General features: G+C 49.9%; 19 protein-coding genes and 1 CRISPR repeat array (1 of these 20 only partly in view). Of the genes, 9 read left to right on the top strand and 10 right to left on the bottom strand.

Features of this window, described 5'->3' with window-relative positions:
* Positions 1-38 precede the first annotated feature (38 nt).
* Both AC0QH1_RS07965 and AC0QH1_RS07960 read right to left on the bottom strand, forming a co-directional pair.
* The gene (locus AC0QH1_RS07965; protein WP_324630499.1) at positions 39-362 is read right to left on the bottom strand and encodes a hypothetical protein; all 324 of its coding nucleotides are present in this window, start codon (positions 360-362) and stop codon (positions 39-41) included.
* A 286-nt stretch (positions 363-648) separates the two neighbouring features.
* On the bottom strand, positions 649-801 hold the full coding sequence (locus AC0QH1_RS07960; protein WP_324630498.1) for a DUF3796 domain-containing protein: 153 nt from the start codon (positions 799-801) through the stop codon (positions 649-651).
* 347 nt (positions 802-1148) lie between these two features.
* On the opposite strand from AC0QH1_RS07960, the gene AC0QH1_RS07955 reads away from it, so the two are divergent.
* Entirely contained in the window at positions 1149-1433 is a 285-nt protein-coding gene (locus tag AC0QH1_RS07955) for a hypothetical protein (RefSeq protein ID WP_324630497.1), read from the top strand.
* Positions 1434-1995: 562 nt separating this feature from the next.
* Positions 1996-2268 (top strand): hypothetical protein, encoded by a 273-nt coding sequence (locus tag AC0QH1_RS07950; RefSeq protein ID WP_324630496.1) that lies wholly within the window; start codon positions 1996-1998, stop codon positions 2266-2268.
* 232 nt (positions 2269-2500) lie between these two features.
* Here AC0QH1_RS07950 and AC0QH1_RS07945 read toward each other — a convergent pair whose 3' ends face one another.
* The 3 genes from AC0QH1_RS07945 to AC0QH1_RS07935 form a co-directional block, all read right to left on the bottom strand.
* Positions 2501-3103, bottom strand: a complete 603-nt coding sequence (locus AC0QH1_RS07945; RefSeq protein WP_324630495.1) for a DedA family protein — start codon at positions 3101-3103, stop codon at positions 2501-2503.
* Between the two features lie 595 nt (positions 3104-3698).
* The gene (locus AC0QH1_RS07940; RefSeq protein WP_324630494.1) at positions 3699-4082 is read right to left on the bottom strand and encodes a hypothetical protein; all 384 of its coding nucleotides are present in this window, start codon (positions 4080-4082) and stop codon (positions 3699-3701) included.
* A 463-nt stretch (positions 4083-4545) separates the two neighbouring features.
* A complete protein-coding gene (locus AC0QH1_RS07935; protein WP_324630493.1) occupies positions 4546-4911 on the bottom strand; it encodes a hypothetical protein in 366 nt (121 codons plus the stop codon).
* A 493-nt stretch (positions 4912-5404) separates the two neighbouring features.
* Here AC0QH1_RS07935 and gap point away from each other — a divergent pair, with 493 nt between their 5' ends.
* From gap to AC0QH1_RS07915, 4 genes are all read left to right on the top strand, one after another.
* The gene (gene gap, locus AC0QH1_RS07930) at positions 5405-6421 is read left to right on the top strand and encodes a type I glyceraldehyde-3-phosphate dehydrogenase (RefSeq protein ID WP_324630492.1); all 1017 of its coding nucleotides are present in this window, start codon (positions 5405-5407) and stop codon (positions 6419-6421) included.
* A gap of 219 nt (positions 6422-6640) precedes the next feature.
* Entirely contained in the window at positions 6641-9025 is a 2385-nt protein-coding gene (gene ppsA / locus AC0QH1_RS07925; RefSeq protein ID WP_324630490.1) for a phosphoenolpyruvate synthase, read from the top strand.
* Between the two features lie 97 nt (positions 9026-9122).
* The gene (locus AC0QH1_RS07920; protein WP_324630489.1) at positions 9123-10337 is read left to right on the top strand and encodes a 2,3-bisphosphoglycerate-independent phosphoglycerate mutase; all 1215 of its coding nucleotides are present in this window, start codon (positions 9123-9125) and stop codon (positions 10335-10337) included.
* A gap of 161 nt (positions 10338-10498) precedes the next feature.
* Complete coding sequence (locus AC0QH1_RS07915; RefSeq protein ID WP_324630488.1) at positions 10499-11236, top strand: DUF72 domain-containing protein; 738 nt, start codon at positions 10499-10501, stop codon at positions 11234-11236.
* A gap of 58 nt (positions 11237-11294) precedes the next feature.
* Here AC0QH1_RS07915 and AC0QH1_RS07910 read toward each other — a convergent pair whose 3' ends face one another.
* Together AC0QH1_RS07910 and AC0QH1_RS07905 are read right to left on the bottom strand one after the other, a co-directional pair.
* On the bottom strand, positions 11295-12344 hold the full coding sequence (locus AC0QH1_RS07910; RefSeq protein ID WP_324630487.1) for an N-acetyltransferase DgcN family protein: 1050 nt from the start codon (positions 12342-12344) through the stop codon (positions 11295-11297).
* Positions 12325-13419: a dipeptide epimerase gene (locus AC0QH1_RS07905; protein ID WP_324630486.1), complete on the bottom strand. Its 1095-nt coding sequence runs from the start codon at positions 13417-13419 to the stop codon at positions 12325-12327. The genes AC0QH1_RS07910 and AC0QH1_RS07905 overlap by 20 nt, the downstream gene beginning before the upstream one ends.
* Between AC0QH1_RS07905 and AC0QH1_RS07900 the strand changes: the two genes are divergently transcribed.
* Positions 13418-13552, top strand: coding sequence for a hypothetical protein (locus tag AC0QH1_RS07900; RefSeq protein ID WP_324630485.1), 135 nt, complete (start codon positions 13418-13420; stop codon positions 13550-13552). The genes AC0QH1_RS07905 and AC0QH1_RS07900 overlap by 2 nt on opposite strands.
* 199 nt (positions 13553-13751) lie before the next feature.
* Here the strand turns inward: AC0QH1_RS07900 and tnpA are convergent, their stop codons facing one another.
* On the bottom strand, positions 13752-14237 hold the full coding sequence (gene tnpA, locus AC0QH1_RS07895) for an IS200/IS605 family transposase (protein WP_324630484.1): 486 nt from the start codon (positions 14235-14237) through the stop codon (positions 13752-13754).
* Positions 14238-14588: 351 nt separating this feature from the next.
* Here tnpA and AC0QH1_RS07890 point away from each other — a divergent pair, with 351 nt between their 5' ends.
* Positions 14589-14936, top strand: a complete 348-nt coding sequence (locus tag AC0QH1_RS07890) for a hypothetical protein (RefSeq protein WP_324630482.1) — start codon at positions 14589-14591, stop codon at positions 14934-14936.
* 111 nt (positions 14937-15047) lie between these two features.
* On the opposite strand, the gene AC0QH1_RS07885 is transcribed toward AC0QH1_RS07890, so the two are convergent.
* Together AC0QH1_RS07885 and AC0QH1_RS07880 are read right to left on the bottom strand one after the other, a co-directional pair.
* Positions 15048-15950, bottom strand: a complete 903-nt coding sequence (locus AC0QH1_RS07885) for a tetratricopeptide repeat protein (RefSeq protein WP_324630481.1) — start codon at positions 15948-15950, stop codon at positions 15048-15050.
* Positions 15951-15975: 25 nt separating this feature from the next.
* On the bottom strand, positions 15976-18549 hold the full coding sequence (locus AC0QH1_RS07880) for a WD40 domain-containing protein (RefSeq protein ID WP_324630479.1): 2574 nt from the start codon (positions 18547-18549) through the stop codon (positions 15976-15978).
* Between the two features lie 233 nt (positions 18550-18782).
* On the opposite strand from AC0QH1_RS07880, the gene AC0QH1_RS07875 reads away from it, so the two are divergent.
* On the top strand, positions 18783-20744 hold the full coding sequence (locus AC0QH1_RS07875; RefSeq protein ID WP_324630478.1) for a serine/threonine protein kinase: 1962 nt from the start codon (positions 18783-18785) through the stop codon (positions 20742-20744).
* Between the two features lie 129 nt (positions 20745-20873).
* Positions 20874-26594: direct repeats of the CRISPR family, unit length 37 nt; unit sequence GTTTCAATCCCGTTGCCGGGATTCATTGAATTGAAAG (it continues 2699 nt past the right edge of the window).

Below are 26594 nucleotides of genomic sequence, written 5' to 3'. Positions count from 1 at the left end.
AAGGGTCCGCCATCCCTCCCCAGGTTCTCTGTTCTATTTTAAATGGCTTGGGAAATGCGGGTGGGGGCGCTCAATCGGTTCGGGATAGCTTGGCGGGCAAGTCTGGAAGGCGATCGCTCCGGGATTGCTTCTGGGCGCAAGGGGCTGGATTTCGGGTACAATAGAATCGGGCATGGGCAAAATGTCGGTGTTGGATCCGTGGGGCTTTGGATCTCCGATTTTCCGGTAATGGGTAGCTGTGGAAAATGATGGCGCTTCCTTTTCGCCTGAAACCCTACCGTTTGTGGCTTTCGTCGGGTGGGTGATGCCGGGAATGGATTGTGCCAGGGCTGAGGGGCGATCGCGCCTCGCGGTTCGGACATTTTCCCGATTGAATTGGTAGAATTTCCCCCCTGCCGATGTTGACAAGCGATCGCCGGCATTGTACGGGAGTTTATCTTTTTCCTGAGATGGGAGGGTCTGGAAAAAAGCGATCGCCGAGTCAACCTACCCGCGCGAGGAAGCGCCGCCTTTCTCGATGGCGGGGTTTGGGAAAAAGAGTGGGAGGGGCGATCGGGCAACGTGACAAAAATCTAATACAATTTAAACGCGAGTCAATGCCCGAGCAGAGAAATAGATGCACCCTGGAAAGGTTGGGGAGTTGTGCTGCTAATGGTTGTGGTTTTTTTTAGGCGGAATAAAATAGGTAAACCACACAAACCAAACCAGCCAGAGAGCTTGCATCCAATCTCCGTTCAGCACGCCGGGAATGCCTTGGAGTCCCAGAAATCCCAAAAAACCAAGCATCCAGTTTTTTCTCATCGAACCTTCTCCTTTGGCGAGGGGCAAAAGCAACTGTTGCCTTAAACGAGGCTAACACAAAAATTCCCGGCGGTGCCCAGTGGGTTCCGGGGAGGGGAAGCCAAGGGCACAAACCCCGGTGCCCCTCCTTCTTCTGTTACAGATTCCTGTGCCGACAAATTGCGACTCGAGAAAGAGGATGAAAGAGAAAATTTAGGATAGAATGTTATACAACGACGGGGGAAAACGAAACCGGAAATGCGATCGCCGTTATCGGCTATCCTCTGGGGCTTCATCCCCGTACCGCCCGCCCTGGCTCCCCGGGGTATTGGTTCTGAATTCATCGCACCAGTTGAGGATATTAAGCCATGAATGATGAGTTAAAACAAGAACTGAAAAAATGCAGAGCGCTGTTTAGCCTTACCCTTTGTCTGCTCTTGGCAAACTGCACTGCATCTTTCAGTTTGCCCCAAGCTGCCAACAATTCCAAACCCAACCCACCGCAACCGGATTTGCGGCAACAATTGCATTGGGTTCCCCCGGAACGCACGGTAAGTTTGCCCAAAGACAGACTGTCTTATCCTCTCGCTGCAAAACGAATCGCCAAGATTGCCCACTTCAATCCTCAGCAACTAAACCCCGATCGGTTGTAAAGCCCCGCCCTCCGGCAACGAGGGCAATTTCAGCGTCGGCCCACACCGGGCAAACCCCTGCTTCAGGGGGCGTGGTGGCGCGCCCCACCTGGTGCAATGGTTCCCTGGAGTGCAGGGGGCGGAAAAATCCGGGCTGCAAAAACCGGGGAGCGAAAAATACCGCCTCAGAAGGATGACGCTGCTGCTTATACCGAGTAAGGTATAGAAACCGAACGCCCCTAGGCTGCATTCGCTCTATCTCCTGGCAGAGATTCCCGGAATTACAGGGAAAAATCGGCATTTTTACTCAATATTGTCTCTTATTTTCGGGATTAATGTGCTATAATTAAATTACAAGCGGCTGAGAAGGTTGCTTCTGCCGCGCCCAACTCTTTGGGCAAATCGATAATAAAATCCTAGGGCAACACAGTATTGCCACTGGGGACAACTCTCACCGGCAAACTCCCGCGATGCAGCCGATTCCCAATTCGGTGCGATCGGCAGTGGGTAGAGAAAACGGGCGAGAGTCCCTGTCCAGGGAAAATATAACTGGATGTAACGTAGAAATTAAAGAGGTTTTATAATGGCTGACAATCAAACCATGAATCGCTTCTCCACTTCCAATCCTGGCGATCGCATCTCCGATGAAGCCCAAACCATCGAAGAAAAAGCGAAACAGGTGGCAGTAAATAGCCCTGACATTACTGGCGATAAAATTCACGTTCCCACCTACTTCATCGTGGAAGATGAAAGCGGGGAAAAAGAAGCCCTGCACCACGTGCGAGATGCGGAAGAAATTTCCGACGTCATCCGCCAAGCCAGAATGGATGAAAATGGCGATCGCAAGTGGTGGTAAACTGACAATCACGGCAATTTTGCCATAAAAAAGCCCCGCACTCTGAAGGGTGGGGCTACACTTCCAAACCCCGCCTACGCGGGCTATTTTTATGGGCAATTGTCCGCACAGAAAAGAAAACCGAGGGAGAGGCTTCCCAGGGATTTCACGGCTAGGGTGGGCAACGAGTTGCCCACCCTACTGCTGACAACGAGCGGATAAAATGGCGAGGGATGAAAACGCGATCGCCCCCTTAGTCGGCCTGTTTTTTGCGTTTAAAAATCCACCAAACGACGGCAATTAGCAAACCAATGGCTACCAGGAGAGAAATCGGTTTGATAAACTGTTCTACCAGGCCATAATTTTCCCCGAGCAAATAGCCGGCGGTGGTCAACAAACCCACCCAAATTGCGGTGCCTAAAGTCGAGTAGATGATGAAGCTGACCAAGTTCATGCGATGCAGACCGGCGGGAACCGAAATCAAGGTGCGAACCCCGGGAACGAGACGACCGAAAAACACGGCAAAACTCCCGCGTTTGCGGAACCAAACTTTAGCGCGATCGATATCTTCCGCCGAGAGAGCCAGCCATTTCCCGTACTTGTTTGCCAATCGTTTCAAGCGCCTTTCGCTAAAGTGCTTTCCGGCATAATACCAGGGAAATGCTCCCGCCACCGAGCCGATAATTCCCGCCACAAATACCGCGCCAAAATCCAGTTTTCCCTGGGTGACGGTAAAGCCGGCGAGGGGCATAATCAGTTCAGAAGGAATTGGCGGAAAAATGTTTTCTACAAACATCAGAAAGGCAATTCCGATATAGCCTAATTCGGTAATAATATTGGTAATCCATTCCAGCATAGGGGTGCGTCCTCAGTGGGGTAGTTGGTTGCATGGTATCGCAGATTTCCGGGACAGACTGGCAGGGATAGAGTGGGGAATTCCCCACCAACGCAAAACTGCGACCCCCCAAACCGAGGGGATTTGGGGGCAAAAGCGACGATCGCGATCGGGTTGTAGGGAGATTAATGAATGTCGATTGCCGGCTGCAGCAGCAGGGCGATCGCGCCGACAATTGCAAATGCCAAACTGACCCAAACAAAGACTCTCATAAAATATTCCTCATCGTAGATTGTCATTCATCTCTATGAAAGCAAAAAAGCGGGCAAAAAACCTCTTTCCCGAGAGACATTTTCTCCTTCACTCCTTCCCTAAATGGGAACAGAACGCCCGAATATCTGGGGCGGTAAAGCGCGGTGGGATAGGGTTTCTATGAGGCACATTTGGTGGGGGAGGCGGAGCCTCGGGATATGCGTTCCCAGGCGGGAGCCTGGGAACGAGTTAAAGCCTGGGAACGAGTTAACTGTTTCGTTGTTAAAGAAAAATGGTATGAGAAACGCTATAGGTTGATGTGGGCAAATTGTGCCGCGTCACCGGATGACTTGGGAAAAACCGCTTATTTGGTATCGGAACTTTCGTAAGCCCAGTAATCGGGACAATTCGTTGCCTCTGATTTTAACACGCGATCGGGATGCACGGCACATTTAAGATAAGGATTATTTTTAAAATACTGACAGTTCGTACAGGGCAATTGATGGCGAGTTTTCTGTAGCGAACCCATGCGATTTCTAACTGATTTCCACAGATTAAAGTGCATGGCAAACAGCAACATCCAAACCACGGTAGCAAACGAAATCGGCACTAATAAAATTTCGCCACTGGGAAAGGAAGTTTCCGGCATCGGAGAAGCAGAGGGGGAGATCTCAATCTGGTTATTGCTCTCCCAACGTTGCGTCACGGTGGCTCGGTTAAACTGTGGATAATTGTCTGATTTTTGCATGGTATTGACCTCTTGATAATGAGTGGTTAGAACAGCATGGTTTCAATTGCAGGCGATAATGAACTGCTGGGATAAAGCAGTCTTATTCCCCATTCAGGAATAAATTACCGAGCCGTTAAACCGATTCGGTGGTAAAAAATATTTAGCTGACAGTATCTATTTTAAAAGATATCTTAAAAACGAGACAAACAATATCTTTCTGTAGGGTAATATTTAACAAGTTTTCATCCGTCGGTAGTTTGACGTTGCGCCTCCGGGTTTTGGTATATGGAATTACAGCCACTCCCGAGTAGCGCGGAGAAAATTGCCGATAAGATGCCAATAAGTTGCCGTTTTTTGACGGCAACTCAACCAGAAAATTGAAATGATTTTGCAATCGGGAAATCAAATCTGGTTTTACGGTGGAGAGCTGGCGTGGGATCGGCACGGAGGGTGCGATCGCCCCCACTCAGCTCGGCAACAATTATCCCATGCGAGCCGCGAGCAATTTTTTCGCCCGGGCGGCATACTTGCAATTCTGGTCTTTGATTTCGTGAAAGAAATCGACCAATTCGCGATCGCCAGCTTGTTCGGCGTCATTGGCATACATTTCATAGGTCGCGGCACCTTCGAGGGTGTGATACAGTGCGCTAACCAAATCGTAATCCTTATCTTCTACGCCGGTAATTCTTCCGCCTTGTTTGACGTCAGTCATATTTTCCTCCTTAAAATTAATCGCTTCTTTTAGCAAGATAAACCATCGATTGAGGCGATAAAATTCGACCCAATAGAATGCAGCGGTATTCCAGACGCGCTCGGTGAACGTTCCCCACCGCTTAAGTCTTGCCAAAAGCTAATTGTTTTTATCCGAGCTTACTCAGATAGTTTATTCCTCATCAGCCCGATTGTGGATCTCTCTGTAGATAGAGATATTTACCGAGGTCAACCGTAGCAAGCTAAACGGTAAAACGTTACAGCCAATCGATCGCCGGCAGCAATCACGAGAGTCTGCTAAAAAACGCCGAACCAATTTTCTAGGTGCCAGTGTAATCTAGGCAACAGGAGAGTTAGGCGCTGGCAAAAAGCCGCCAAAACGAGGCAATTCGGGAGTTTCCGCGCCATCGACAGGATTTTCCCCGGGGAATTGTGCATGGAATTCTCGGAAAAAGAGATCTCCCTCGCCGGATACCTCTTTAGGTAGATGAAACCCATCTAGAGGAGTTTTAAACTGAAAGTATTTGAAAGACACTCCTGTGATGCAGGAATAAAGCGATCGCCCTCGATAGAGCATCACTCTTTCCCGGGAAAACTTGAAAAAAATATCTACATAAAGGAGAAAAATCATGGCAAAGGTGGCAATTAATGGATTGGGAAGAATTGGCCGCGCCACGTTGAAGATTGCCATTGACAATCCAGATTTAGAAGTGGTTGCCATAAATGATTTAGTGCCCCCAGATAATCTGGCTTACTTACTCAAATACGATACGGTTTACGGGCGATATGACAAAGAAGTAGAAAGTACCAGCAAGTCATTAATCGTTAACGGCAAAGAATATCCCGTCTCGAGCGAAAAAGATCCGGCACAACTGCCGTGGGGGGATATGGGAGTGGATATCGTGTTTGAATGTACCGGGATTTTCACCAATCGCGAGGGGCTGGAAAAACACCTACAAGCGGGAGCCAAGCGCGTTATCCTCTCTGCACCCATCAAGAAAAACGGGGTTCCCACCATCGTCCACGGGGTCAACAAACCGGGCGAAGATGAGAAAATTATCTCCTGTGCCAGTTGCACCACCAACTGCGTCACCCCGGTAGCGGAAGTGATGGATCGGCGAATTGGCGTCAAAAAAGCGATTATGACCACGATTCACGCTTATACTTCCACCCAGGCGATCGTGGATGGGCCGAGCAAGAAAATGCGGCGCGGACGGGCGGGGGCGGCGAACTTAGTGCCCACCAGTACCGGTGCGGCAAAAGCCACCGCCAAAGTGCTGACCCAGTATCAAGACAAATTTGACGGGGTTGCGGTGCGGACTCCCGTTGCGGTGGGTTCGATTACCGATATTACCTTCGTCACCGAAAAAGCCACCAGCGTGGAAGAAATTAACAACATTTTCAAGGAAGAAGCACAAACCGATAAATATCAAGGAATTTTAGCTGCTTCGGAAGAAGAACTGGTGTCCTCGGATATCATCCAACAACCCTACGGATCCATTGTAGATCTGACCATGACCCAAGTCATCGACGGCGACTTAGTAAAAGTTATGAGCTGGTACGATAACGAATGGGGATATTCCAGCCAAATGGTGAAAGAAGCGGTTCGCATGGTGAAAGAAACCAAGGAGCTGCAAGCGGTGTAAAAACATCCTATTGCTACCGGATAAATTCTTCGCAATGGGGTTAGGAACAGCAATGAGTAGGGGCGGATTTGGGGAAACTATCGACGGTTTCAACCGGAAAAACTTTCCGAACCGTTCCTGCTTTTTTATTGAAAGCTTGGGGTCAATTATCCAGAAATCGGTCAGTAAGCATCTTTTTAATTCAGAACGGCAAACAGTAAATTTTAGGAGAAAATCGGTATGGCAGAGAATAATTACATTCGCTGGTTTGACAGCTTGGGTTCCGATGATACGGCAATCGTGGGCGGAAAAAATGCCTCTCTCGGGGAAATGATTAGCGCCTTGAAAGAAGAAGGGATTCGGGTGCCCGATGGCTTCGCGACTACCGCCCAAGCGTATCGGGAATTTTTAAAAGCCAATGAACTCGACGATAAAATTAAGTCTCATCTCGAGGAGCTAAAACAGGGAAAAATTCCGCTAGAGAAAGCCGGAAAATCGATTCGCAGACTGTTTCTCGACGCGCGCTTTCCCGACAAGATAGCCAGCGCCATTCGCGAATCCTATGGGCAAATGAGCGATCGCTATCAAAAAGAAGAGGTGGATATCGCCGCGCGAAGTAGCGCCACTGCAGAAGACTTGCCCGAAGCCAGTTTTGCGGGACAGCAAGAAACCTTTCTCAATGTCACCGGTGCGGAAGAAGTGTTAGAAGCATGCCGCAAATGCTACGCCTCTTTGTTCACCGATCGCGCAATTAGCTATCGGGAAGAACAAGACTTCGACCACATGAAAGTTGCCCTCTCCGTGGGGGTGCAAAAAATGGTGCGATCGGACAAAAGCAGTGCCGGCGTGATGTTTTCCATCGATACGGAAAGTGGTTTTCCCGATGTAGTGCTGATTAATGGTGCGTGGGGATTGGGTGAAAACGTGGTGCAAGGGTCAGTAACGCCAGATGAATATCGCGTATTTAAACCCTTGCTGGAAGACCAAAAACTAAAGCCGATTGTCGATAAAACTTTGGGCGAAAAACAGAAAAAAATGGTGTATGCCAAAGGCAAAAGCCAGACCACGGAAAATATAGAAACTTCGGCAGCCGAACGGCAATCTTTCGTGTTAGAAGATGAAGAGATTTTGCAATTAGGACGTTGGGGCAGTGCCATTGAAGCCCATTACCAGCGCCCGATGGATATGGAGTGGGCGAAAGACGGAGAAACCGGGGAACTGTTTATCGTGCAAGCCCGACCTGAAACCGTACAATCGCAAAAAGAAGCCGCTACTTTAAAAACCTACAGTCTGAAAGAAAAAGGGGAAAAAATTCTCGAAGGCGTCAGCATTGGTGATGCGATCGCGGCGGCGAAAGTGTCGCGGGTGAAAAGTGCCGAAGACATCAATAAATTTGAAGCCGGCAGCATTTTAGTTACGGGAATGACCGACCCGGATTGGGTGCCGATTATGAAACAAGCCGAGGGAATTATCACCGATCGCGGGGGACGAACTTGCCACGCGGCGATCGTCAGTCGCGAGTTAGGAATTCCCGCCATTGTTGGCACTGGAAATGCCACGGACGAATTAGAAGACGGACAGGAAATTACCCTCTCCTGCGCTGAAGGCGATCGGGGATATATTTACCAGGGAATTTTAGAATACGAAGCTAACGAAGTCAACCTGGAAGATATTCCCAAGACCCAAACTCAAATTATGATGAATATCGCCTCTCCTGGAGCTGCTTTTCGCAGGTGGCGATTGCCCTGCGAAGGCATCGGCTTGGCGCGGATGGAATTTATCGTCAATAATATCATTAAAATTCATCCGATGGCGCTGCTTCATTTCGATAAAGTGGAGGATGAATCGGATCGGAAGGAAATCGAGCGCTTAACCCGCGCTTATTCAGACAAAACCGAGTATTTTGTAGATAATTTAGCCCGAGGAATCGGGAAAATTGCGGCGGCACAATATCCGAATCCGGTTATCGTGCGGATGAGCGATTTTAAAAGCAATGAATATGCGGATTTAATTGGCGGGCGGAATTTTGAACCGACGGAATCGAACCCGATGCTGGGATTTCGCGGGGCGTCGCGCTATTACAGCGATCGCTACCGGGAAGGCTTTAGTTTGGAATGTCGCGCTTTGAAACGAGTGCGCGAGGCGATCGGGTTGAGCAATGTGATTATTATGATTCCGTTTTGTCGTACCTTAAAAGAAGCCGATCGCGTGCTAGACGTGATGGCAGAAAACGACCTGAAGCGTGGAGAAAATGGCTTGCAGGTGTACGTGATGGCGGAAATTCCTGCCAATATCGAACTCGCCCCGGAATTCTGCGAACGCTTTGACGGATTTTCGATTGGTAGTAACGATTTGACCCAATTAGTGTTGGGGGTCGATCGCGATTCGGAAGAACTGGCGGAATTGTTTGACGAACGAAATGAAGCGGTGAAGCGGGCAATTCGCCGATTGATTCACAGCGCCCACGAAGGCGATCGCAAAGTGGGCATTTGCGGACAAGCGCCCAGCGACTATCCCGACTTCGCCGCCTTTTTAGTCGAAACGGGAATTGACTCGATTTCTCTCAATCCCGATAGCGTGGTGCAAATCAAAAAGCGGGTGGCAAAAATGGAAAACCAGCAATAAATATTCGGTGTGGTGTGGCGCTTTTGCTGGAGAAGCGCCACTGCGATTTCCGAGGTAACGACGCGAAATAGACAGCCAATAAATAGCGGAGATAACAATGGATATTACCACAGTTTGGGAAAAACTTGCTTGGGAAAGCGGGGGCAAAATTATCTATTTAATTGTAGATGGCGGTGCGGGATTGCCAGACCCCGAGAAAGGGGGAACGGAACTGCAAATTGCTCGCACGCCCAACCTGGACGAATTGGCGACGCGATCGAGCTGCGGGTTGTTAGAATTGGTCGGTCCGGGGATTACTCCTGGTAGCGGTCCGGGGCACTTAGCTCTGTTCGGCTACGACCCGTTGAAATATAATGTAGGCAGAGGGGTACTTTCGGCCCTGGGCATTGATTTCGAGCTGCAAGAAAACGACGTGGCGGCGCGGGTTAACTTTGCTACCCTGGATGACAGTGGCAAGGTGAGCGATCGCAGGGCGGGAAGAATCGAAACCGACCTAAATCGCCGTTTGTGCGATAAAATCCAAGACAAGGTGAAGCTCGATTTTGAGGGAGAATTCTTTTTCCAGACTGTGAGCGAACATCGGGCGGTTTTCGTCCTGCGCGGTGCCGGCATTAGCGGCAATTTGAACGATACCGACCCGCAAACCACCGGCAAAGCGCCGCGCGATCCGGAACCCAAGTCGGAAGATGCTCAAAAAACGGCGGAGTTGGTGCGATCGCTGGTGGAACAGGTGAAGCAAATCCTCGCCGACGAACATCCCGCCAACGGCATTTTAATGCGCGGATTCGAGCAGTACAAACCCCTGCCTTCCCTGAAAGAGCGGTTTAACCTGACCGGCTTGTGCGTGGCGGATTATCCCATGTATCGCGGTGTCAGTCGGTTGATTGGCATGGATGTGGTGCCGAAACCCGGGGGCATGAAAGAACGATTTCAAGCCCTAGAAGCTAACTATGGCGAGGATTATAATTTCTATTTCCTGCATGTGAAGCATTCCGACAGCGAGGGAGAAGATGGCAACTTTGAGGGGAAAGTGAAGGTTATCGAAGAAGTGGATAGTTTGCTCCCTCGGGTGACGGCATTAAATCCCGATGTGCTAGTGGTGAGTGCGGATCATTCTACTCCCTCGTTAATGTCGGCCCATAGCTGGCATCCGGTTCCGGTGTTGATTGCGGGGAAATACGCGCGCATCGATGAGGTAGAGCGCTTTGATGAATATGCCTGCTTGCGCGGTTCCATCGGATTGCGACCCGCCACCCATTTGATGGGGTTAAGCTTGGCGAATGCGAAAAGACTGCGAAAATATGGGGCGTAATGACCCTTCCAGCTCACATGCGGGGAACGAGTGTGCTTGATATACTCTGGTTCCCAGGCGGTCGCCTGGGAACGAGTTGAAAGGAGTTTAACAATGAGGCTGGTTTCCAGCTCACATGTGGGGAACGAGTTCAAACGGGATTATCTACTTCTGGCAATACCATGACGAGCAAATCAAACCGCATCCATATCGGCACCTCGGGTTGGCATTACGCCCATTGGCGATCGGCTTTTTATCCGGAAGATATTGCGAAGAGAGATTGGCTGAATTTTTATGCCGACCGATTGCCCACGGTGGAAATTAATAACTCGTTTTACAAGCTTCCGTCGCCGGAAACGTTACGGGAATGGCGGGATACGGTGCCGAAGGAATTTGTGTTTGCTGTCAAAGGCAGTCGATATATTACGCACCAAAAAAACCTGAAGGATCCGGAACAAACCCTGGAAAAATTTATGGATCGGGTGCAGGTTATCGAGGAAAAATTGGGGGTGATTTTGTTCCAATTGCCGCCCCACTGGCATTATAATGGAGAACGGCTGAGAAATTTTATCGAGAGGTTGCCGCAGCAGTACCGCTATGGGTTTGAGTTTCGCGATCGCAGTTGGTTTAATGAAGAAGTTTATACCCTGTTATCCGAGTGCGGGATGGCATTTTGCATTTACGAACTCGCAGGAGAGCGATCGCCGAAAACAGTGACGGCAGATTTTGTCTATTTGCGCTTGCATGGGCCAGATGGGGCGTATCGAGGCGAGTACGATACCAACAGCTTGTGTCAGTGGGCGGAAGAGTTTGCGAACTGGACGAAACAGGGAAAAGAGGTGTACTGTTATTTCGATAATGATGAGGCGGGATATGCGGCTCGAAATGCGATCGCACTGCAAGATATTGTGCTAGAATAAGCGAAAAAAGAGGAAAATTTCGGCAGGGGTGAATCTGCCGAAAGTGCGATAACAATAGCTAGGTTGACACGATCGCATCCAAGAGCGAGTCAGGGCCGAAGCGCACCGGATCGGTGCAGGGCAAATGGGTTTCCGCTTCCACTTGGGCGATCGCATCCCGGGCATCCGAGTCGTTCAAGTGCCGAGTATTGAGGGCGATCGCGGCCACCTTAGCCGGATGCAAAGCCCCTGCCGCATCGGCCACCCGTTCGTATAAATCGATGACGGCCGGTAACGGGGGAATCGGGACGTGAGAGTGTTTGCGAATATGAGTTTGTCCGGCGCGATGCACCAAAACCAAGTGAGTGGGTTGCGCGCCGCGCAGCAAGGGCAGAGTAGCCGTAGATCCGGGGTGAAGTAAGGACCCTTGCCCCTCCACAAATACGATATCGCGATCGCTGCCGAAGCGGGTGACGATATGTTCCACTGCACCGGCGGCAAAATCCACCCGCACCGCATCCAATGCCACTCCATCCCCGGCGATCGCCAAACCCGCTTGACCGGTAGCCAAAAACTTCGATCGCAACCCGCGCGCTTGGGCGGCGCGATTCAGTTCCAGACAGGTAGACATTTTGCCTACCGCCATATCGGTTCCCACCGCCAACACCCGCAGACAAGAAAGCTGGCGCGCTTCCGCACTGGCGATTTTCAAGCCCACCGGTTCTTGGCGGATATCCCAAATCCACTGGTCCTCACGCAAGCGTTCGCGGAATTCGGTTCGATCGCCCAAGGAGGTATGCAAGCCGTTCACAATCGATAATCCCTCGGCGATCGCCATTTGGATTTCCCGAAACCAGGCTGCCGGCAGCGCGCCTCCCGGAGGGGCAATGCCGATCGCTAGCACATTGGGCTGGTAAGGGAAAGCTGCTGCCACGGAATCCACAATGGGTACATCGCGGGGGATGCCGGTGAGTTCCGGAAGCGATCGCCCCGCACATTCGCGATCGATCGCCGCCACGATGGTTGCCTCACTGTAGCGCAACAGGGTCAAACCCGTTTTTCCCCCAGGGCCGAGAATGCCTTCATGCAGGAGAATGGCCACTCGATGATTAGCTGTTGTCAGACGCATGATATTTTACTCCTAAACCCGGTAATTCGTTGGGAAGCAAACGACCCTGGTGTAAGGTAGCCCCCGTAAAGGGATCGTCCCTCAAATTAAGATGACTGTCTAAATCCAAATAATCCGCCAGGGGTGAGAGGTGAGACATAGCCGTATTCGCCAGAGCACTGTCCGAATAACAGCCAAACATCACCTGCAAACCCCACGCTTTGGCGGCGTGAATCATTCGCATTGCTTCCGTTAACCCCCCACACTTCATCAGTTTGATATTAATCCCCTGCACCCGGTCCGCCAATTGGCGAATGTCAGCGCTGGTAAAGCAACTTTCATCCACGAAAATCGGTAGAGGCGACTCCGCCGTTAGTGGAGAAAGCGCCTCATGTGCGGCCACCGGCAGGGGTTGTTCCACATATTTTACACCCCGATCCGCCAACCAGTGGCACATGGCGATCGCATCTGACAACGACCACCCGCCATTGGCATCCACGCTAAACGCCGCCGACGGTGCCTCCTGCTGGACGGCTAAAAACATGGCTTTGTCCGCCTCGATGCCTTGGGGACTGCCCAGCTTCACCTTCACGGCGCACCCAGTGGTCGAATGGTCTGCCCCTGCCCCATTTTCCTGGTTAAACCAATGTCGCACCCGCGCTCTGGCCGCTTCTGGAGAACTGATGCCGATGGTAACAGATGTGGGGACAATTTTGCCGCGATCGAGTCCCCAAATTTGCCACAATGGCAGTCCGGCTTTTTTCCCCATCCAATCGTGCAGCGCTACATCAATCGCCGCTCGCGCCGCCGAAGGAAATGTATCAGAGTTTGTGGATTTTGTCAAGACTTCTTCAATTTTGCCGCGATCGAGGGGACTGAATTTCTGCAATTCTGGGGCGACTTGCTGCAACGCCGCCACCAGGGCCTCGGTGGTTTGCGGCGTCCCCCCCACGGAAAATGGGGACGCCTCTCCCCATCCCCCTATGCCTTCGTGTTCTACCTTCAGCCAAACATTGCTGGTTTGAGCTGTGGTACCGCGACTGATGGTGAGGGCGAATCGCTTGTGAACCGTGAATGTTTTGATGTGAATTTGCATGGGTAAATGGGTAGGTGTATGGGTTGAATGGGCGATCGCGATCGCGCCGAACCAGGGCGATCGCGATCGCGCCGAACCAGGGGGATTGCGCCTTGGCAGGGGGATTGCGATCGCGCCGAACCAGGGCGATTGAAATCGCGCCGAACCAGGCTAAGTCCGCCTTCGCGGACTAAGAATATTGCCTGGGCAGGGGGATTGAGCGCCTGGGCAGGGGGATTGCGATCGCGCCTGGGCAGGCTAAGTCCGCCTATCGCCCTCCCTAACGGGTATGGTAACGCTTACGCGGACTGGGATAGCATGCCACTGGGGGATTAAAATTGGGCAGAGTTTACTTATGTCTTCTCTTCAGAGTGGGGCGAGAAGGGGGAAGGGCGATCGCTTGTTGAGTGGTTTGGGTTTGATGGTGGAGAGGATAGCATTTCCCAATGGGAAATGATTGATTTTTGTTGATGGTGAAGGCGTTGATTTCTGATATAGTTAGCCACCCTGTCTAGGTGATTGTGGCTTACGGTAAAAGCGCCATAGCTGCCTTGCCATTTGAAGAATTCATGGCGCTTGAGTTCGTTAGCGATGAAATGAGAGGAACTGCCTTTTATCTGTTTGATGAGCTTAGAGACGCTTAATGTAGGCGAATATCTCACTAATAAATGCACGGGGTCTTCAATGCCCCCCACTGCTATGACTTTACATTCTAAGTAGTTACATTCCCCAACTATAGAAGCATAAACTCTTTGCTGAATATCTGGTGTAATCAGAGGCAATCTGTCCCAAGTGCCCGAGACATAATGAAGATACAATCGCGTACAATTTGCCCTCATCTTGTTCTCACCCCTCATCAATTAAAATTGGTTGGTGTTTTTTTCACAGTATATCTTACCATAACCCGCGCAGCAAAGAGAAGCAGCAGCGCGATTTCAATCCCCCTGCTGTTCGATCGCCTTTTAATCTCCCAGATAAATCGTACAACCCAACCCGCGAAGGCGGGTTTAGCCTACCCAGGCGCGATTTCAATCCCCCTGCCCCCAGAATCGCTATACAATATAAACCTCCACCCTTTCCATCCCCCAGTAAACCCTCATCTGTTTTTTACGTTTCCCAGGGAACCTGTAGCCTTGCAAAAACGTTGTATTTTAATAAATGCTGACTCTAGAATAAGAGATATGAGAACGATGAACTTACCGAAAAAATCCATTTCTGCTGCATTGAGTGCCACGCTGTTGCTGTGGGCACTCCCCGCCTTAGCAGCGCCGGATTTGCGCCTAACTTGGATCCGCATGAGTAGTTCTAACTTTGATGGTTGCTTGAGAAAAGCAGTGGAAGCCATGAAAGCGGAAAGACTCGACAATGTAGAAGTCAAGGACAATGAATTCGTCCAAGGAGAAACCAGCGAATCCCAGGCAAAAATTATGTGCATTGAAAGCGGGCGAGACATCATTGCCGCGATCGCCGTTAGCAGTGACGATTCCGAGGAAGCGCGCGAACTTCGCAATGGCTTGAGAAATCGCCTGCGACGCTAGCAACAATCCCGGGTGAGAGGAACTCGTCCCTTTCCTCCACCCGAGTAAGGGTCGATGGCTGTAGATGAAGTTAACCCAGGGCACGAAAAAATTACCATCCCCCTCACTTCTTTACTTTTTCTTCTGGGATTTTTCCCCCTTTTTTTTCTGCACCGTAGTTCCAAATCCTTTACCCTGTGGCCTTGCTTGTTCTAACTCTTTCAGTCGCTCTAACACATCTTGGCGATCGCCCTCGCCATATTTTAACCCCATCCGATAGATATCTTCTGCCTTTTGATAATCCACCTCTAGATGCGGATAATTTTTCAGCCAGTAGATATCCCCCCAATGGATATACCCCCAAGTAAACCCCGGATGTTCTTCAACTAACTGCCGAAACAGTTCTTCTCCCCGGGCGGTATTTCCCCGCTCTAAGTGAGCTTGCGCGCGACCGCTTTTGATATATCCCAGACTCTCTTCATCGGCATCGGGGAACAACTGGAGGAACTCTTCGCAGTATTGGAGATGCTTGCGCTGGTATTCGGGGTTAGTGAGACCAGCGTTGGCCAATTCTGTTTCGATATCCAGCAACCACGCAGACGTTAAATATAAACCCCCGGTTAGTTTCTCGTCAATCTCCGAAAAAGCGTTTAACCTCGGCACAAATTGCGCTTTAAATTTATCCCAGCAATCCAGCCAAATGTCGCAGGTTTTTTCATCGCGATGGATTTTCAGGTAATCATACCCTTGTTCGATCGCGTCGTGCATGAGATCGCCGCTAAACACCTCTGGCGTTAACCGTTGCCACAACACTATTGCCGCCATCAAGATAAAATCCTTATCGTATCCTTCAGCAGTTAAGTCATAGTGTTTTTCCCAATCATCTACCAAATCGTCATGGCTGTAATACGCGGGAACGCTCTGGCGAAATTCATCCGGAGTAATTTCCACGCCGAACTCGTGTAATTTGGCAAAAATGCGATCGGTAGAATAGTTGCGAACTTCCGGCAAACTCCAGTGCCTTTTTCTGACCACGATTGTCCTCCTCCTTTATTGAACCTCAATCGGATTTCGGTTTGAATTTTAAATCCATCTGTTCTTGTTGCCGAGTGTTGAGGGAAGAACGGATGCCCCGATCGAGGCAACGACGGTGCCAGCGCATGAGGGCGTGGAGAAATTCCAGCCAAGAGCGTTCCGCCGTGCAAGTTCGATCGCAACGAAGCAAGCCATGTACCAATTGTAAATCCCGCAAAGACAACTCAGACATCGGCAAGCGTCCGAGACGACTAATTTCCGAGGTCCACAGACGCACCGTGCGATCGCCACTACTCGTCACCAGCACTTGACCGTTGGGGCTAAAATTCACCCCCATAATCCAATCCGAATGGTCCCCCTGCTGGTGTAACGCCATCCCCGTATTCGCATTCCACAGGCGCACGGTTTTATCCCAACTCCCACTGGCGAGGATATCCCCGGTAGGATTGAACCCCAAACAAGACACCGCCCCCTGATGGGCTTCCAGGACCGAAAGCGGTTCGCCGTCGGGGATTTTCCACAACCGCACGGTATAATCATTGCTGCCGGTCGCCAGTTGGCTGCCGATGGGGCTAAAGCTCATGCAGCCCACCGAACCGGTGTGACCGGTGAGAGTTTTGAACGGCGCACCCACGGGAAGCCACCAGAGGCGCACAGTTTTATCCCAACTGGCGGTAGCGAGTAACTGCCCATCGGGACTGATACTCAAGCATTCCACCGGCCCTTCATGGCCCGTGAGGGTTTGCAGCAAGTCTCCAGAAGGCAGCAACCACAAGCGCACGGTACCATCAGAACTGCCAGAAACCAGCAATTGACCGTCGGGACTGATTCCGAGACAATTAATCCAGCCTTGATGGCCCGTGAGGGTAGCCTGCAGGGTGCCGGTGGGCAGTCGCCAGAGGCGCACGGTGCCATCGGCGCTACCGGTAGCGAGTTGTTCCCCGGTGGGGCTGATGGCCAAACAATGGATCGGGGCGGTGTGACCCGTAAGCTGCTTGAGGGCTTGGCCGGTGGAGGTGCGCCAGAGGCGCACGGTGCCGTCATCGCTACCACTGGCGAGGAGCAGGGTTTTGCCGTAGGAACCCACGCCAGGGTGACTGAAGGCGAGACAATTCACCGGCCCGTCGTGTTTGACCATTCCTTGGGCTAAAGCTGCAGAGCGCAACGAGGGGACGCCGAGGACTTTGAGCAGTTTTCCGGTGATGGTACTCCACAACTGCACCGACCCTTCGGCGGTACCGATCGCCACCATTGGCGGATCGCTGGTAAAGTTGATTGGCGCAGGCCCGAGGGCAAAGCTGGTAACTTGTCGTTTGCGATCGCCGATAATATGAGAGCAGTGCATCTGTCCGGCGAGGGCCGACACTTCCCCCACGCACTGATGCGCCAATTGCTTTAATGCCTCACAGGCTTTCGCCTCGCGACTCGGTGCCCATTCCAGCAAGGAATCGGGATTGATTTCCCGCAGTAACTTGACGCTCCACACCGCGGGAGCAACCTGCGCCAGTTGCCACATATCGTGCCATTGCTGCTGTTCTTTGAGAATCTCGATCGCGGTTTCCCATTCCCGAGGGGTCATGTCCCCGAGTCGATGCCGCCGCACGCCGCCGACGATCGCGCCGACAATCTCGCTGCGTCCGGCTTTGCGGGCTTTTTGGGCGATGCGCGATCGCAGGGTTTGGGAGGCTTCTTGATAGCCCGCCCCGAGCAAGCTGTGATGAAATTCTAACTCTTGGTACTCGCGCCACTGTTCCGTTAACACGTAAAAAATAGCGCGCTGTTTCGGGTCTGCAGGGGCATATCGCGCCGCGATCGCCGCCTCCCCGGCTAAGGGATGGTCCTTGTCAATCGTCCAGCGACAGACTTCTTCCTGGGCTTCGGCTAGGTCTAACTTGCGAAGCGCCATCAGGGCTTGGATTCCCAGCCAGCGGTCGATATCGCGACAGGCAATTAACAAGGGTTCTACCACTTCCGCCCCCGCCGCCGTCACCACGTCCATCCGCCCCACTTTCAAGGCACTCAACACCCGAACCAGGGCGGGTTGTCGCGCTACATAACCGCCGCTCAAAATCGCCTGTTCCAGAAATGGGGTGCGGGTCATGGCCCATTGCTTGCACAGAGCATCGATCGCCTCTTGATTGTGCAGGCGAAACAAACATTGGCGGGCGCGATGGGCGATTTGCGGGTCGCGATCGCGACAGATGGCGAGTAGGGGTTTGACGATTTCTGCCCCACTGCGGATAATGGTCTCGAATTGTGCGGTTTTTAATGCAGCGAGCAACCGCACGGGTAGGGGGTTGCAGGCGACCCAACCTCGCTCTAGGAGCAAATGGGTTAATTTCGGATCCCGGGCGATCGCCCATACTCCACAGACGGTATCGATTTGCTCGGGGTCTTCAAGCTGTCGCAGGGTTTCGGTGGCGATCGCCTGCACGGTTTCATCCTCGGACTCGATTAACGCCTTGGCCAATATCTTCACCGTCTCCGGCGTTTTCTCCCGAGCAAGGGCGATCGCCGCCTGACGCCGCAACCATCTTCCCATCATCGGCACATCACTGTCTAACTGTGCCGCTAATTTTCTTAACTGTTCTGGCTCCATAGATGCTGTCCCTTCATCGGTGCCCCTGTTGGTCAGGATGTGGTTTAATCTGTATGCCGCCGGTTCGGGAAAAGTGGCGCGAAGGAGTTCTCCTTCGCAACTCCCCTTCTCCTCTGTGCCATCCGGGCAAAAACTCGCCCCTTTCAATGCTCGAAATTTTACCTCAGCCCTGGAAGGGCTTGACAATTGCCCATCGCCTAAAATAGAGAGGGATCGCCACTATAGGTAAAGTTATGGCTGGAAAAGTCGTGAGAAATTGGTTGACCAATATTTCCCAGCGGTTTGCCCCGGGCAAATCGCCATCCAACCCCGCAACCGCCTCTAACCCGGACGCCGAACCCCATCTCCACCGCCAAGTTGCTACAGGTGTAGAGGAAAAAACTTCTGCCAAAGTTCCAAATCGCCAGCATTTCCCTGACTTTATGCCCCACGGGTATCAAGTGCTTCAGGTGTTGGGCCATAATTATGCCGGGGGTCGTTCTACTTATTTGGCGACCCACACCGCATCTCAGCAACCTACGGTAATCAAACAATTTCAGTTTGCCAAACCCGGTGCGGATTGGTCGGCGTACAAAGCCCACGAACGGGAAATCCAAGTGTTGCAGAATCTCAGTCACCCCGGTATCCCCCGCTATCTCGATTCTTTCGAGACTGCTGAAGGGTTTTGCTTGGTTCACGAGTACAAAAATGCTCGCTCTTTAGCGATTCGGAGCCGCTTCGATCCGGGGAAGGTCAAGCAAATTGCGATCGCGGTTTTGGAAATTTTGGTTTATCTGCAAAACCGCATTCCCGCTGTGATTCATCGGGATATTAAACCTGAAAATATTTTACTCGACGATCGCGGCAATGTGTATTTAATCGATTTTGGCTTTGCCCGCATCGGCGGCGGTGAAGTGGTGCAAAGCAGCGTGGTTTCTGGCACTCCCGGATTTATGCCGCCAGAACAGTTACTCAATCTTCCCCTCACTGAAGCTTCGGATTTGTACGGGTTGGGGGCAACCCTGATTTGCTTGCTGACCCAAACTCCCTCCCGGGATTTAACCACTGCGATCGATAGCAACTATCGGATTAATTTTGCCCATTTGGTGCCCCAGGCGAGCGATGAGTTTATTCAGTGGTTGCAAACAATGGTGGAACCGAATGCAAAAGAGCGCTTTCCCGATGCGGCGAGTGCTTTAGAAGCGATCGCTCCTTTGAATGTCACTCGTACTTTACCCCAAGTGGAGTTTAGCAAAACGCGCATCGAATTGAGCGGTAAATCTGGGGAGGTACTCTCGGATACGATTACTGTGAAAAATGTGGTTCCCCATACGAAGCTCGATGCCTATTGGGAAATCGCTCCCCCGTCGGAAAATTCCCCGGCATCTTCGGATTGGATTGCTATAAAACCGATTAAGTTGAAAAAAAATCAGGTGGATTGCACCGTGACTATCGAGTCGAGCGATTTAGGGCAAAATAGCAGCTACGAAGGCCATATTTTACTGCACTCTAATTGCGCCACTCCCACCCAGATTATTCCCATATCCGTGCGGGTGGAAGCGGCAGAAATCCAGCAGGCAGATTCGGGTAAAATTGTGCGTTCAAATGCGGTTTTTCCGGTGCAGATTGTGTTAGTATGGGTGGGGGGAAGTTTGCCGTTGCTGGCGGTTTATCCGGAAATGGCGATCGCGGTGGCGGTTCCCTTGGTCGCACTTGCGGCCCAAGGGTTTTCCGAAAAGGTGAAAGATGCAGATATCGAGAGATTTGCGGAGTTCTCTCGCAGGTGGTTGGCAGCTCCTTCTCTGGCGGTGTTGGGCATAGGATTGGTGAGCCAATTGCCGATTGATTGGTTGGACCATCCGGTGAGAAAGGTATTGGCGATCGCCCTATTCGGCACCGGTATGGGCGGAATCGGGATTGGGCTGTTAGATATCTTTAAGGCCACTCTCAAACGGGCGGTGGTTCTGCTTCCTCTGCTGATTTTTGGCACGTCTTTTGTGTTAGTTGGTATCACTACCGGGATTCCGGGACAAATAGCCGAAGTGGGCGTTACCGCCTGGATATGCAGCAGAACCGCCAAAAGTGCGATTCAACGGCACAATTACGGTATCGGTCTCGCCCTGCGGAAGTTTGGCTTAACTACTGCGATCGGTCTGGGCGTGGGAACCGGGTTGGCGGCGTTGTTGCTGCATTATGGCATTGTTTCCCTGATGTAGCTTTCTCACACCTGTCAGGTGCGTGACCCCCGCCACTGCATCGGTGGGGCGATCGCGGAGAAATGCGATCGGTCAATCGGGTTAAACTGAAGCCACGGACTGAGGAGTTAAATTGTCTAGTTAATTAGAGTTGCAATCCCGTTGCCCGGATTCATTGAATTCAAAGAATTCAGGAAGATTAATAGGGGACAAAAAAATGAAGAGTTTCAATCCCGTTGCCGGGATTCATTGAATTGAAAGTTTTTCCAAACCCCCTTGACAATCGTTATAAAGTAGTGGTTTCAATCCCGTTGCCGGGATTCATTGAATTAAAAGCGATCGGAACGTGCGGGTAGGGTGGGAACCCCGAAGGTTTCAATCCCGTTGTCGGGATTCATTGAATTGAAAGTTTCTTCGGCTTGGAAAAAAGCCTTAACTATTTGGAAAGTTTCAATCCCGTTGCCGGGATTCATTGAATTGAAAGTCAACAACATCAATAGCATCAACGTCGTTAACGCCAGTTTCAATCCCGTTGCCGGGATTCATTGAATTGAAAGGGAGGGGAGGGGGATGATACCTTTATCCTGTCGCCGGTTTCAATCCCGTTGCCGGGATTCATTGAATTGAAAGTTTTCCAACCCCCCTTGGCAAAAGTTGGAAAATTGTGGTTTCAATCCCGTTGCCGGGATTCATTGAATTGAAAGTACATGGGTAGCCGTACTGCAACTGTATCCACCATAGGGTTTCAATCCCGTTGCCGGGATTCATTGAATTGAAAGTTTCATTCCCGTTTTTTTATCATTTAAAGGCTTGCTGTTTCAATCCCGTTGCCGGGATTCATTGAATTGAAAGTCCAAGGCTGGATGAAAGCGTTCGGAGTAAAAGAACTCGTTTCAATCCCGTTGCCGGGATTCATTGAATTGAAAGTGGCATGAAACTGTGGGAGAAAATCTTGACGAAATGGTTTCAATCCCGTTGCCGGGATTCATTGAATTGAAAGTTCCTATGACGTTCCTACGCCTACAGCGGCGGAAGGGTGTTTCAATCCCGTTGCCGGGATTCATTGAATTGAAAGCTGTAGGGCGGCGAGAATTGCCTATTTTTGTAGGGTTTCAATCCCGTTGCCGGGATTCATTGAATTGAAAGGTCCGGCGCTTTCTCAAAATCCTTTCCCCAATTCTCGAGTTTCAATCCCGTTGCCGGGATTCATTGAATTGAAAGGGAACGCCCCCCAGAGGAGTATGAACAACTTGCCTGTTTCAATCCCGTTGCCGGGATTCATTGAATTGAAAGAACAAAGGTAACGATTTATGCGGATAAAAGGAAAAAGTTTCAATCCCGTTGCCGGGATTCATTGAATTGAAAGGGACAGGGAAGAAAACTTACAAAACCGTCGTCCGTTTGTTTCAATCCCGTTGCCGGGATTCATTGAATTGAAAGGAGAGAATCAAAAAAAGAGTAGCTCTTATGTGCGGGTTTCAATCCCGTTGCCGGGATTCATTGAATTGAAAGGTTTCCCAAGGAATAGCCAACACGTGGTGTTACTAGTTTCAATCCCGTTGCCGGGATTCATTGAATTGAAAGACAAAGGGGTAAAGGCGACCGAGATAAACTTTCGAGAGTTTCAATCCCGTTGCCGGGATTCATTGAATTGAAAGAAGGTAACAGAAATAAACTCTCGTGGAGCCATAGAAGTTTCAATCCCGTTGCCGGGATTCATTGAATTGAAAGGCGATCGCCGCGTCAGTAACTGCTTTAGGAGGTGAGTGTTTCAATCCCGTTGCCGGGATTCATTGAATTGAAAGCGGTCTCTCCTCCAGCAAGGTAAAAAATTCATTGTTTCAATCCCGTTGCCGGGATTCATTGAATTGAAAGAAAGAGCATTTCACCGAAGGGTTTGGTTGGAAATGTGTTTCAATCCCGTTGCCGGGATTCATTGAATTGAAAGTTGTGTTAAAACTGAGTTAACGGTTTAATTGGATGGTTTCAATCCCGTTGCCGGGATTCATTGAATTGAAAGTTGGGTTCCAGAGGATTTTGGCGCCTCTCAAATTCTGGTTTCAATCCCGTTGCCGGGATTCATTGAATTGAAAGGCCGGTGAACTATCGACCGATAAACAATGAAATATTGTTTCAATCCCGTTGCCGGGATTCATTGAATTGAAAGTGCCCCCGCCAAAACTCGTAAAATCGATCGCAATTGCGTTTCAATCCCGTTGCCGGGATTCATTGAATTGAAAGCATGATTGGTCTTCTCTCATGCCGCGATCGCATCTTGTTTCAATCCCGTTGCCGGGATTCATTGAATTGAAAGCGGCAAGATTAGGGTCGCAAGAACGCCGAGAGATGTGTTTCAATCCCGTTGCCGGGATTCATTGAATTGAAAAAATGGTTGACATGATAGATGGTCTTGAAATATTAGATAAGTTTCAATCCCGTTGCCGGGATTCATTGAATTGAAAGATATCGCGTCCTTTGGCAAGTCGGAAATCTATATGAGTGTTTCAATCCCGTTGCCGGGATTCATTGAATTGAAAGTCTTCTGTGCTTTGAGAAAAACTAAGTTGCTCTAGGCGTTTCAATCCCGTTGCCGGGATTCATTGAATTGAAAGCACGGACGGGTATTTTGGATTTGGAGACAATCCAAAAGCAGTTTCAATCCCGTTGCCGGGATTCATTGAATTGAAAGTGCGCAGACTTTTTCGACGTTGTCTCGACCGCCAAAGTTTCAATCCCGTTGCCGGGATTCATTGAATTGAAAGCTACTACTCGTAGGTGAACGAGGGTTTTCTGTCAACGTTTCAATCCCGTTGCCGGGATTCATTGAATTGAAAGCCGTACTCACGCCTTACCCGTAATGTTAAAACCCTGTTTCAATCCCGTTGCCGGGATTCATTGAATTGAAAGAACTCGGAACCAGAACCAGATTTAACAGACTACTTGTTTCAATCCCGTTGCCGGGATTCATTGAATTGAAAGACCCAAAGATGACGCGGCAGAAGGTGAAATTCGGTGCAGTTTCAATCCCGTTGCCGGGATTCATTGAATTGAAAGTCATTTGCGAAACTTATCCGGTGTATTGAGTCGAGGTTTCAATCCCGTTGCCGGGATTCATTGAATTGAAAGCATGCGTAAGGAAGAACTATTAAGGGAAACGGGGTTGTTTCAATCCCGTTGCCGGGATTCATTGAATTGAAAGCACTATATAGAGCTATATTCTATCATAAGGCGGTTGTTTCAATCCCGTTGCCGGGATTCATTGAATTGAAAGCTGCCGTCCAAACTGAGCAAAGAAATTGAAGAAAGCATGTTTCAATCCCGTTGCCGGGATTCATTGAATTGAAAGTTCTGAAATTGAAGACGTACCGCTACCAAAAGGAAGAGGTTTCAATCCCGTTGCCGGGATTCATTGAATTGAAAGTGTAGCGCACCCAGATTAGATTGTCAAGTCTTTTTTAAGTTTCAATCCCGTTGCCGGGATTCATTGAATTGAAAGCATCAAGGATGTTCTGCCATGTGGCATCCGGGATAAGGTTTCAATCCCGTTGCCGGGATTCATTGAATTGAAAGATTAATGTTTAATTAAACGGCCTTGACAATTCTTTCTTGTTTCAATCCCGTTGCCGGGATTCATTGAATTGAAAGACTCGAAATTGAAGCCGAAGGTGAAACAGACGGATATGTTTCAATCCCGTTGCCGGGATTCATTGAATTGAAAGTTGATAGCCGTCTATCCGATAACCCGCTACCCTCTGGTTTCAATCCCGTTGCCGGGATTCATTGAATTGAAAGGGAAAAAATCCCTGTACGGGTTAAAGACAAGTCGATGTTTCAATCCCGTTGCCGGGATTCATTGAATTGAAAGTTGGCTAGACAAACTTATTAGCCGCAACGAAATCTTGTTTCAATCCCGTTGCCGGGATTCATTGAATTGAAAGTAAGGAAATCAAAAAGGGGGTTTCTTTAGATTTCGTGTTTCAATCCCGTTGCCGGGATTCATTGAATTGAAAGTCCTCTGGAAACCAAGAACCAAAATCAAAAGATTTCCGTTTCAATCCCGTTGCCGGGATTCATTGAATTGAAAGGTGGTGGAGCAATCTCAAGGCGCCTATGAGATAGGGGTTTCAATCCCGTTGCCGGGATTCATTGAATTGAAAGTCTGGCTTTGAGGTGCAAATAAATCCCAAGTAGAAGGGTTTCAATCCCGTTGCCGGGATTCATTGAATTGAAAGTGCCACCACCCACTTCGCCAGAATGTAGCTATCAAGGTGTTTCAATCCCGTTGCCGGGATTCATTGAATTGAAAGCCAGACAATTACGGTGTCTAGCAACAACCATGAACAAGTTTCAATCCCGTTGCCGGGATTCATTGAATTGAAAGTTACCAAGAAAATTGCAATCATACGGACAAAGAGAGTGTTTCAATCCCGTTGCCGGGATTCATTGAATTGAAAGTGTAGAGAAGGGTTTGAATAAATTTAAAATATTTTCTAGTTTCAATCCCGTTGCCGGGATTCATTGAATTGAAAGGTTACCTTAGTAGTAAAAAGTACAATTATTTTAGTGTTTCAATCCCGTTGCCGGGATTCATTGAATTGAAAGCCATCCGCGTTCTGCGCATAATTTTTCAACTTTATGTTTCAATCCCGTTGCCGGGATTCATTGAATTGAAAGGCTTTTGCCGAAAGTTCTGGGACCCTTGAGCCTCAGTTTCAATCCCGTTGCCGGGATTCATTGAATTGAAAGCAATCTTCCTCCATGGGATATTAGCAAGATGTACATGTTTCAATCCCGTTGCCGGGATTCATTGAATTGAAAGACGAGTCCGCAAACTAAAAGAGCGATTACAGAATCTGGTTTCAATCCCGTTGCCGGGATTCATTGAATTGAAAGACGGTTGTCCGGTGACCAAGTGATTGACGTTGGTAAGTTTCAATCCCGTTGCCGGGATTCATTGAATTGAAAGCACCTCCCATTGCTCCTGATAGGGGCGATATAGCTGTGTTTCAATCCCGTTGCCGGGATTCATTGAATTGAAAGAACCGGATTCGGAACAATCGGTCGAGTTGTCTGATTTGTTTCAATCCCGTTGCCGGGATTCATTGAATTGAAAGCCCGACCGCGCGACCGCGCGACCGCGACCGCGACCGGTTTCAATCCCGTTGCCGGGATTCATTGAATTGAAAGCTAGACTCTCTCACTAGCGAAGATTTAAAAGAAATGTTTCAATCCCGTTGCCGGGATTCATTGAATTGAAAGTCGCCTAGGATTTATCACCGCGAAGCAGCAAACGCGAAGTTTCAATCCCGTTGCCGGGATTCATTGAATTGAAAGCGTGCCCGTTGGGCGCCCGTTGGGCGTGCCCTTTTTTTGTTTCAATCCCGTTGCCGGGATTCATTGAATTGAAAGCTCTCCCCTTTCCTCCCCCTGCTTTTTCTATTATAGGTTTCAATCCCGTTGCCGGGATTCATTGAATTGAAAGGGGCACTTAATGGTATCCCATAGAAGCGTGCCAGAAAAGTTTCAATCCCGTTGCCGGGATTCATTGAATTGAAAGTCTGAGTGCAGAGGAGTTTTCAAGTTTTGAGAAAAGTTTCAATCCCGTTGCCGGGATTCATTGAATTGAAAGTTCTCTACGTATTAGCTGCTGGTATGCTCTCTACTAGTTTCAATCCCGTTGCCGGGATTCATTGAATTGAAAGTAAAGTGTATGCTTTCTATGCGTCCGCTTAACAAAGGTTTCAATCCCGTTGCCGGGATTCATTGAATTGAAAGTCGGGAGTTGTTCCCAAATATTAAAATTCAGGCGCGTGTTTCAATCCCGTTGCCGGGATTCATTGAATTGAAAGTTTTCGAGGATTCCCCTCGAAA

It is taken from the genome of Phormidium sp. CCY1219, assembly GCF_055795085.1.
Note: the sequence above shows the minus strand (reverse complement) of the source record. Positions and strands in the feature narration are given on the sequence as shown.